The following is a 9,248-nucleotide window of genomic DNA, read 5'->3' on the forward strand; positions in this document are numbered from 1 at the left end:
TTTCAGCACCTGGCCGCGCTTTCCCGAACCGGAGATCTGGTCGACCGAGAGATTGCTTTCGGCGATCAGTTTCGCCGCGGCCGGTGCCGGTGGCATGGTGCGCGGCTCGACCGGGCCGGCATCGCCGGCGATCTTGGCGGTCTCGGCCGCGGCCTGCTTGCCGGTCGATGCCGCATCCGGCGACGAGGCCTGCGACACCGCTTGCGGCTTCGTGGCGGGAGCCGCGCCGCCTGCCGAAATCGACCCCAGCAGCGCGCCGACACCGACCGTCTCGCCTTCCTTGACGGTGATCTCACCCAGCGTGCCGGCGGCGGCGGCAGGCACCTCCACCGTCACCTTGTCGGTCTCGAGCTCGACCAGCGGTTCATCGGCGGCGATTGTATCGCCAACCTTCTTGAACCATTTGCCGACGGTCGCTTCAGTGACGGATTCGCCGAGAGTGGGAACGCGGATTTCGGTAGCCATTGTGCCTGTCCGTTTTCTTTCGGTTCTGTTGTTCGCCCAGATCTTCTCTATTCACCAAGCGCGTCTTCGAGCAAGGCGGCGAGCTGGGCGAGATGCTTCGACATCAGTCCGGTCGCCGGCGAGGCGGCGGCCGGACGGCCGGTGTAGCGCACCCGCTGATGCTTGGCGTCGATATGCGCCAGCACCCATTCCAGATACGGGTCGATGAACGACCAGGCGCCCATGTTCTTGGGCTCCTCCTGGCACCACACCATCTCGGCATTGCGGAACCGCGACAGTTCGGTGATCAGCGCCTTGGCCGGGAACGGGTAAAGCTGCTCGACGCGCAGCAGATAGATGTCGTTGATGCCGCGCTTCTCGCGCTCCTCATAGAGGTCGTAATAGACCTTGCCCGAACACAGCACGACGCGGCGGATCTTGGAATCCTTGACCAGCTTGATCGCTTGTCCGGAAAGCAGCTGCGCATCGTCCCACAGCAACCGGTGGAACGAGCTTTCGCCCGAAATTTCCGGCAGCGTCGACACCGCGCGCTTGTGGCGCAGCAGCGACTTCGGCGTCATCAGAATCAGCGGCTTGCGGAAGTCGCGCTTCAGCTGCCGGCGCAATATGTGGAAGTAGTTGGCCGGCGTGGTGCAGTTGGCGACTTGCATGTTGTCTTCGGCGCAAAGCTGCAGGAAGCGTTCGAGCCGGGCCGAGGAATGTTCCGGACCCTGGCCTTCATAGCCATGCGGCAAGAGGCAGACGAGGCCCGACATTCTGAGCCACTTGCGTTCGCCTGACGAGATGAACTGGTCGAACACCACCTGGGCGCCGTTGGCGAAGTCGCCGAACTGCGCTTCCCACAAGGTCAACGCCTTTGGCTCGGCCAGGCTGTAGCCGTATTCGAAGCCCAGAACCGCCTCTTCCGACAGCATCGAGTTGATGACTTCGTAGCCGGCCTGAGCCGCCGACAGATTGTTGAGCGGGATGTAGCGGGTCTCGTCGCGCTGGTCGTAGAGCACGGAATGGCGCTGCGAGAAGGTGCCGCGTTCGGAATCCTGCCCCGACAGGCGGATCGGATTGCCGTCGAGCAGGATGGCGCCGAAGGCCAGCGCCTCGGCCGTCGACCAGTCGATGCCTTCGCCGGACTCGATCGCCTGGCGGCGGTTTTCGAGGAAGCGGATGATCGTCTTGTGCGCCTCGAAGTCCTTCGGCACCTCGGTCAGCTTCCTGCCGATTTCCTTCAGTGTCTTGACCGGCACGGCGGTCTTGCCGCGCCGCTGTTCGTCCTGGTTGTCGGCAGTGCGCAGGCCCGACCAGGCGCCGTCGAGCCAGTCAGCCTTGTTGGGCTTGTAGTGCTGGCCGACTTCCCATTCGGATTCCAGATGCGCCCGCCAGTCGGCTTTCAACTGGTCGAGCTCGGCCTGGGTGAGGTGACCCTCGGCGATCAGCCGGTCGCCATAGATCTGCACCGTCGTCTTGTGGTTGCGGATGTTGCGGTACATGATCGGCTGGGTGAAGGCCGGTTCGTCGCCCTCATTGTGGCCGAAGCGGCGATAGCAGAACATATCGACCACAACAGGCTTGAAAAACTTCATGCGAAACTCGATCGCCACCTTGGTGGCGTGCACCACGGCTTCCGGGTCGTCGCCATTGACGTGGAAGATCGGTGCTTCGATCATCTTGGCGACGTCGGACGGATAGGGCGAGGAGCGCGAAAAGCGCGGGTTGGTGGTGAAACCAATCTGGTTGTTGATGATGAAATGCAGCGTGCCGGCGACGCGGTGGCCGCGCAGGCCGGACAGGCCGAGGATCTCGGCGATCACGCCCTGACCGGCGAAGGCGGCATCGCCATGCAGCAAGAGCGGCAGCACCTTGGCGCGCTCTTCCAGCGGCACGATTTCCTCGCGGCTGCGGCCGAACAGATAATCCTGCTTGGCGCGCGCCTTGCCCATCACCACCGGATCGACGATTTCCAGATGCGAGGGGTTGGCGGTCAAGGACAGATGCACCTTGTTGCCGTCGAACTCGCGGTCCGACGAGGCGCCGAGATGGTACTTGACGTCGCCCGAGCCTTCGACCTCATCGGGTGCCGCAGAGCCGCCCTTGAACTCGTGGAAGATGGCGCGGTGCGGCTTGGCCATCACCTGGGAGAGCACGTTCAGCCGGCCGCGATGCGCCATGCCGAGCACGATTTCCTTCATGCCGAGCTGGCCGCCGCGCTTGACGATCTGCTCCAGCGCCGGGATCAGCGCCTCACTGCCATCGAGGCCGAAGCGCTTGGTGCCCTTGTACTTGACGTCGATGAACTGCTCGAAGCCTTCAGCCTCGACCAGCTTCTGCAGGATCGCCTTCTTGCCGGCGGCGGTGAAGGTGATCTCCTTGTCGGCACCCTCGATGCGCGCCTGGATCCAGGCCTTTTCCTCAGGGTCGGAAATATGCATGAACTCGACGCCGAGCGTGGAGCAATAGGTGCGGGTCAGGATTTCCAGCATCTGCCGGATGCTGCCGAATTCAAGCCCCAGCACATTGTCGAGGAAGATCGGCCGGTCGTAATCGGCTTCGGTGAAGCCGTAGTTTTCCGGCGACAGCTCGTTGTAATCCTCGAGCGGCTTGGCGATGCCGAGCGGATCGAGATTGGCGTGCAGATGGCCGCGCATGCGGTAGGCGCGGATCATCATGATGGCGCGCACCGAATCGCGCGTCGCCTGGTGCACGTCGGCGTCGGACAGGACGACGCCATTGGTGACCGCCTTGTCCTTGACCTTCTTTTCGATCGTCTTCTCGACGATGCCCCAATTGCCGTCGAGCGCCGACACCAGTTCGCCATTGGCCTGCAGCGGCCAGGAGGGCTTGGCCCAGGAGGCGCCCTTGGCGTTCCTGCGCACATCGCCGGAATCGTCTTTCAGCCCGGCGAAGAACTCCTGCCATTCGGGATTGACCGAGGCTGGATCGTCCTCATAGGCGGCATAAAGCGCGTCGATGTAATCGGCATTGCCGCCATAGAGGAAAGAGGTGAGAGAAAATTGGTCGTTGGCCTGATCTTGTCTTGCCATTTTTGTCCGCGGAGCCCGGCTCCGTCTCCTGTTTTTGGAGGGGAGTAGGGGAATAAGGGAATAGGGGAGCAGGGCTTTTTGCCGCTGCTATTTTCCCTACTGCCCTACTCCCTTACTCCCCTACTCCCTTACCCTTTGATCGCTTCGACCAAGGTCGTGCCCAGCCTTGCCGGCGACGGCGAAACTTTTATCCCGGCCGATTCCATCGCCGCGATCTTGTCTTCGGCGCCGCCCTTGCCGCCGGAGATGACCGCGCCGGCGTGGCCCATGGTGCGGCCGGCCGGCGCCGTGCGCCCGGCGATGAAGCCGGCCATCGGCTTCTTGCGGCCACGCTTGGCTTCGTCCTTGAGGAACTGCGCGGCGTCTTCCTCGGCCGAACCGCCGATCTCGCCGATCATGATGATCGACTTGGTCTCCTCGTCGGCGAGGAACATCTCGAGCATGTCGATGAACTCGGTGCCTTTGACGGGGTCGCCGCCAATGCCGACGGCGGTGGTCTGGCCGAGGCCGACATTGGTGGTCTGGAACACTGCCTCATAAGTAAGCGTTCCCGACCGCGAAACAACGCCGACCGAGCCCTTGCGGAAGATGTTTCCGGGCATGATGCCGATCTTGCATTCGTTGGGCGTCAGCACGCCCGGGCAGTTCGGGCCGATCAGCCGCGAGGTCGAACGGTCGAGCCTGGCCTTGACCCTGATCATGTCCATCACCGGTATGCCTTCGGTGATGCAGATGATCAGCGGGATCTCGGCCTCGATCGCTTCGAGGATGGCTTCGGCGGCGCCTGCCGGCGGCACATAGACGACGGACGCATTGGCACCGGTCTTTTCCTTGCCCTCGGCGACGGTGGCGAAGATCGGCAGGCTTTCGCCCTTCGCGCCGGTCCACGTCTCGCCACCCTTCTTGGGATGGATGCCGCCGACCATTTTCGTGCCGTGATAGGCCAGCGCCTGTTCGGTGTGGAACGTGCCGGTCTTGCCGGTCAGGCCCTGCACCAGCACCTTGGTGTTCTTGTCGACGAGGATGGACATGGGAGCCCTTTTCTAAAAACCGTTGATCGAGGAAAACATGGTCAGAGCCGCTTCAAGTCGGCGACGGTGAGGTCGCTCTTGGCGTTGCCGGTGTTGAGCGTCGTTGCCGGCTCGAACATCAGCACCACGGGCTCAACGGTGAGCGAGCGCGGCCGGTGTTCGACGCCGCGCGGCACGACGATGAAATCGCCCTCGCCGAGTTCGACCGGGCCGTCGCGGAAATCGATGGCAATACGCCCACGCAGCACGAGGAAGGCTTCGTCCTCATTGTCATGCGCGTGCCAATCGAAGACCTCGCCGAACTTGGCGACCTTCGCCTGGCTGTCGTTGACGTCGCCGGCGATATGCGGATCGAAGACCTTCTTGATCTTTTGATCCGCAGCCTCGACCAGGTTTATCTTATGCGGAGGCACCAGATCAGCCCTTCACCGCCGCCACGATCTTCTTGGCTGCATCGTCGAGATCGTCGGCCGACACCACGTTCAGGCCGCTGTCGTTGATGATCTTCTTGCCCAGCTCGGCATTGGTGCCTTCCAGGCGCACCACCAGCGGCACTTCCAGGCCGACTTCCTTGACCGCGGCAATGACGCCCTCGGCAATGATGTCGCACTTCATGATGCCGCCGAAGATGTTGATCAGGATGCCCTTGACCGCCGGATCCCTGGTGATGATCTTGAACGCCGCCGTCACTTTTTCCTTGGACGCACCGCCGCCGACATCGAGGAAGTTGGCGGGTTCGGCGCCATAGAGCTTGATGATGTCCATCGTCGCCATGGCAAGGCCGGCGCCGTTGACCATGCAGCCGATATTGCCGTCGAGCGCGACATAGGCGAGGTCGTATTTCGACGCCTCGATTTCCTTCTCGTCCTCTTCGGTGGTGTCGCGCAGTTCGAGCACGTCGGGGTGACGGAACAGCGCGTTGTTGTCGAACGACACTTTTGCGTCGAGCACGCGCAGCCGGCCGTTCTTCATGACGATCAGCGGATTGACCTCGAGCAGGCTCATGTCCTTCTCGACGAAGGCCTTGTAGAGGATCGGGAACAGCGTATCGCCGTCCTTGGCCGCATCGCCGTCGAGCTTGAGCGCGCCGTTGAGCGCCTTCAGGTCGGCTGAAGTGACACCTTTTTCCGGGTCGATGGCGACGGTGATGATCTTTTCCGGCGTGTCATGCGCGACCGCCTCGATGTCCATGCCGCCCTCGGTCGAGACGACGAAGGCAATGCGGCCGACCGAACGGTCGACCAGGATCGACAGATAGAGCTCGCGTTCGATGTCGGCGCCGTCTTCGATATAGAGGCGGTTGACCTGCTTGCCGGCCGGGCCGGTCTGCTTGGTCACCAGAGTGTTGCCCAGCATCTCGTTGGCGTTGGCGACGACATCGGCCACCGATTTCGCCAGCCGCACGCCGCCCTTGGCGTCCGGGCCGAGCTCGGTGAATTTGCCCTTGCCGCGGCCGCCGGCATGGATCTGGCTCTTCACCACATAGAGCGGGCCCGGCAGCGCCTTGGCGGCGGCTTCCGCTTCGCTCGCCTTGAACACCGGCACGCCTTCGGCCACCGGCGCGCCGAACGACTTCAGCAGTGCCTTGCCCTGATACTCATGGATGTTCATCTGTATGGTCTCCGGATCGACTGGGGGTTCACTTACTGGAGATTCATTTGGAGGCGAGTTGCGGCGCGATCTTGACGCAGGCCTCGGTCAGGCCCTGCACCGTCGCCACGGAGGAGTCGAACATCTTCTGCTCGCTCTTGTTGAGCTCGATCTCGATGATGCGCTCGACGCCGCCGGCGCCGATCACCACGGGAACGCCGACATAGGTATTCTTGACGCCATACTGGCCGGAGAGATACGCCGCACAGGGCAGCACGCGCTTCTTGTCCTTGAGATAGGCTTCGGCCATCGAGATCGCCGAAGCGGCCGGCGCGTAATAGGCCGAGCCGGTCTTGAGCAGGCCGACGATCTCGGCGCCGCCGTCGCGGGTGCGCTGCACGATCTGGTCGAGCTTCTCCTTCGAGGTCCAGCCCATCTTGATGAGGTCGGGCAGCGGAATGCCCGATACCGTCGAGTAGCGGATCATCGGCACCATGGAATCGCCGTGGCCGCCGAGCACGAAGGCGGTGACGTCCTCGACCGAGACCTTGAATTCCTCGGCCAGGAAATAGCGGAAGCGCGCGCTGTCGAGCACGCCGGCCATGCCGACGACGTGGCTGTTGGGCAGGCCTGAGAACTTCTGCAGCGCCCACACCATGGCGTCGAGCGGGTTTGTGATGCAGATGACGAAAGCCTTCGGCGCATACTTCTTCAGCCCGGCGCCGACCTGCTCCATGACCTTAAGGTTGATGCCCAGAAGGTCGTCGCGGCTCATGCCGGGCTTGCGCGGCACGCCGGCGGTGACGATACAGACGTCGGCGCCTTCGATGCCGGCATAGTCGTTGATGCCGGTGAGCCTGGAGTCGAAGCCATCGACAGGCGACGACTGCGCGATATCGAGCCCCTTGCCCTGCGGGATACCTTCGGCAATATCGAACAGCACCACGTCGCCGAGGTCCTTGAGGCCGATCATGTGAGCGAGCGTGCCGCCGATCATGCCAGAGCCGATAAGCGCTATCTTGTTGCGTGCCATGTGAGGATGTTTTCCCTTTGTCGGTGACGACGTCTCAAATCTCTGTGACTTGATGGCGGCGTCGAAGAAGAGGCCGGAATGCTGCGGGGAACCGCGAATTTTCGCCGCACCCAATAGCCCCGGCACGGAAAAAATTCAAACGATTATTTTGGCGTCAGTGTTTTCAATCGGTTAGATCATTTGGGATTTACGTAAACGTCAAAGTTTGTAAGCCGACTTGGGAGGAAATAACCGACGAAGATGGAAATCGTAAGGCTGAATGCGGGTAATGACGCCCTTGTGATGCGGGTGGCCGAGGAGGTTCGAGTTGTAGACGTTGGCATGACAGAGAGGGGCAAAGGATCGCTACCGATGCATTCCCTGGAAATTCAGGCCTGCGCCTGCTGTGCCTCTGGCGCCGGCTTCCCTTTCTGCCGCTCCGCCCAATCCTCCAGCCAGTCGCGGCTTTGCATCTCGATCAGCCGCGATGCGGTGCGCTCGAACTCGAAGACCTCCACGCCGCGCTTGGCGGCATAAAGCGCTTGCGGCGGCGCTTCGGCGCTCACCACCAGCCGCACATGATGGTCGTAGAGCGTGTCGATCAGAAGGATGAAGCGTTTGGCCTCGTTGCGCTTGCCTTCGCCGAGCACCGGGACGTGGTCGATGAAAATGGTTGAGAAGCGTCCGGCGATCGCCAGGAAATCGCGCGCGCCAAGCGGCTTTTCGCAGAGATCGGCGAAGGAGAACCGCGCCGCATCGCCTGCCGCACGCGGCACGATCACCTGCCGCCCTTTGAGGGCAATCGATGTCTCGGCGGTCGGCGCGTTGCGCGTCATGGCTTGCCAGGCCTCGTCGAGTAGCTGGTCCGCCGCCGCATCGGCCGGCGTGACATAGACCGGTGTCCGGGCGAGCTTTTCCAGCCGGTAGTCCTTGTCGGCATCGAGCGCCAGCACCTGTGTGTGCCGCTCCAGTATGCCGATGAAGGGCAGGAAAAGCTGACGGTTCAGCCCGTCGCTGTAGAGGTTTTCCGGCGCCACATTCGAGGTGGCGACCAGCACCACACCGCTGGCAAACAGCGCCGAAAACAACCTGGACAGGATCATCGCGTCGGCGATGTCGGTGACCGAGAACTCGTCGAAGCACAGCACCCAGGCTTGCTCGGCAAGGGCCTTGGCCACCGGCGGGATCGGGTCGTCCTGCTTGACGTCGCCGTTCTTGCGCGCCTGCCGGTGCTTCTGGATACGGTCCTGCACGTCCGCCATGAAGTCGTTGAAGTGGACGCGGCGCTTGCGCCGCACCGGCAGCAACTCGAAGAACATATCCATCAGCATGGTCTTGCCGCGACCGACGCCGCCATGGATGTAAAGGCCTTTGACGGCCTCATGCGTCTCGCGCTTGCGGGCGAACAGCCAGCCCAGCGCGCTCGACTTATGCGCCAGCCGCTTGGCCGAAATCTCATCGGTCAGCAGGTCGAGCGCCGCAACGATCCGTTCCTGCGCCGGATCGCGGTCGATCGTACCGGTTTCCACCAGATGCTCGTAGCGCTGCCTGACGGTCGCATGGGTCTGGAGGCCGTCACGCAGATGCATCGGTCACGTCATTTGTTTATGCATGTCGCTGTCCCGAAATCGGGGTCACTTCTGCGCGACACGCATTCGGAGGACTAAAGCGGTCGTGTCTGAACGGATTCAGACGACCCGCTTTAGATCTTTGTTTTCCCAAAACCGCGGTCACTTTTGGGCGACATGCATTAGCCTACCTTGTAAGCGAAATCGGCTGGCCGTTGGAAGTCTGGCCGTCGAATTTCGAGCCGCCCGAGGAATAGAGCCGCGCCAGCGCACCGCCACTCTCGTCATAGAGCGTCAGCTGCTTGCCGGCGACGTTCCACGACTTGACGCCGTCCATCGGCGCCGGGCAATGCAGCGGCCCAGCGCGGAAGCCGGCGCCGAATTTGGTCTGCGGTGTCGCCACCTTGCAGCTCTGGCCCGCAACGCTGGCGTTCCAGACACCGGCGACGCTGGCGGCAGTCACGTCCGAAGCGCCGGCCGGCGCCGAACCATCCGAAGGCAGCGCGGCGACCTGCGTGTTCGCAGGAGCGGTCGGGAATTGAGACGG

Annotated in this window: 8 protein-coding genes; all 8 read right to left on the bottom strand. The window is 62.7% G+C overall.

What is annotated here, in order from left to right; genetic code table 11:
• The coding region (locus tag EN879_RS13405; protein ID WP_206520944.1) for a biotin/lipoyl-containing protein at positions 1 to 465 on the bottom strand (465 nt) is incomplete at its 3' end.
• 47 nt (positions 466 to 512) lie between these two features.
• Positions 513 to 3,500, bottom strand: a complete 2,988-nt coding sequence (locus EN879_RS13410) for a 2-oxoglutarate dehydrogenase E1 component (protein WP_027163286.1) — start codon at positions 3,498 to 3,500, stop codon at positions 513 to 515.
• A gap of 128 nt (positions 3,501 to 3,628) precedes the next feature.
• A complete protein-coding gene (gene sucD / locus EN879_RS13415; protein WP_013528849.1) occupies positions 3,629 to 4,531 on the bottom strand; it encodes a succinate--CoA ligase subunit alpha in 903 nt (300 codons plus the stop codon).
• A 41-nt stretch (positions 4,532 to 4,572) separates the two neighbouring features.
• Complete coding sequence (locus EN879_RS13420; RefSeq protein WP_013528848.1) at positions 4,573 to 4,944, bottom strand: cupin domain-containing protein; 372 nt, start codon at positions 4,942 to 4,944, stop codon at positions 4,573 to 4,575.
• Positions 4,945 to 4,948: 4 nt separating this feature from the next.
• Entirely contained in the window at positions 4,949 to 6,142 is a 1,194-nt protein-coding gene (gene sucC, locus EN879_RS13425; RefSeq protein WP_024504973.1) for an ADP-forming succinate--CoA ligase subunit beta, read from the bottom strand.
• Between the two features lie 43 nt (positions 6,143 to 6,185).
• Positions 6,186 to 7,154 (bottom strand): malate dehydrogenase, encoded by a 969-nt coding sequence (gene mdh / locus EN879_RS13430; protein ID WP_013528846.1) that lies wholly within the window; start codon positions 7,152 to 7,154, stop codon positions 6,186 to 6,188.
• Between the two features lie 368 nt (positions 7,155 to 7,522).
• Entirely contained in the window at positions 7,523 to 8,722 is a 1,200-nt protein-coding gene (gene zapE / locus EN879_RS13435; RefSeq protein WP_027163284.1) for a cell division protein ZapE, read from the bottom strand.
• Between the two features lie 166 nt (positions 8,723 to 8,888).
• A partial coding sequence (locus EN879_RS13440) for a protease inhibitor Inh/omp19 family protein (protein WP_127274085.1) occupies positions 8,889 to 9,248 on the bottom strand: 360 nt, incomplete at its 5' end.

Origin of the sequence: Mesorhizobium sp. M7A.F.Ca.AU.002.02.1.1, assembly GCF_003998535.1 — a bacterium.
Classification (GTDB): Bacteria; Pseudomonadota; Alphaproteobacteria; order Rhizobiales; family Rhizobiaceae; genus Mesorhizobium; species Mesorhizobium ciceri.

Excerpts from the sequence above, each read along its gene's own strand:
- zapE (WP_027163284.1), bottom strand. The coding sequence starts at position 8,722 with ATGCATCTGCGTGACGGCCTCCAGACCCATGCGACCGTCAGGCAGCGC.
- mdh (WP_013528846.1), bottom strand. The coding sequence starts at position 7,154 with ATGGCACGCAACAAGATAGCGCTTATCGGCTCTGGCATGATCGGCGGC.
- sucD (WP_013528849.1), bottom strand. The coding sequence starts at position 4,531 with ATGTCCATCCTCGTCGACAAGAACACCAAGGTGCTGGTGCAGGGCCTG.
- EN879_RS13410 (WP_027163286.1), bottom strand. The coding sequence starts at position 3,500 with ATGGCAAGACAAGATCAGGCCAACGACCAATTTTCTCTCACCTCTTTC.
- sucC (WP_024504973.1), bottom strand. The coding sequence starts at position 6,142 with ATGAACATCCATGAGTATCAGGGCAAGGCACTGCTGAAGTCGTTCGGC.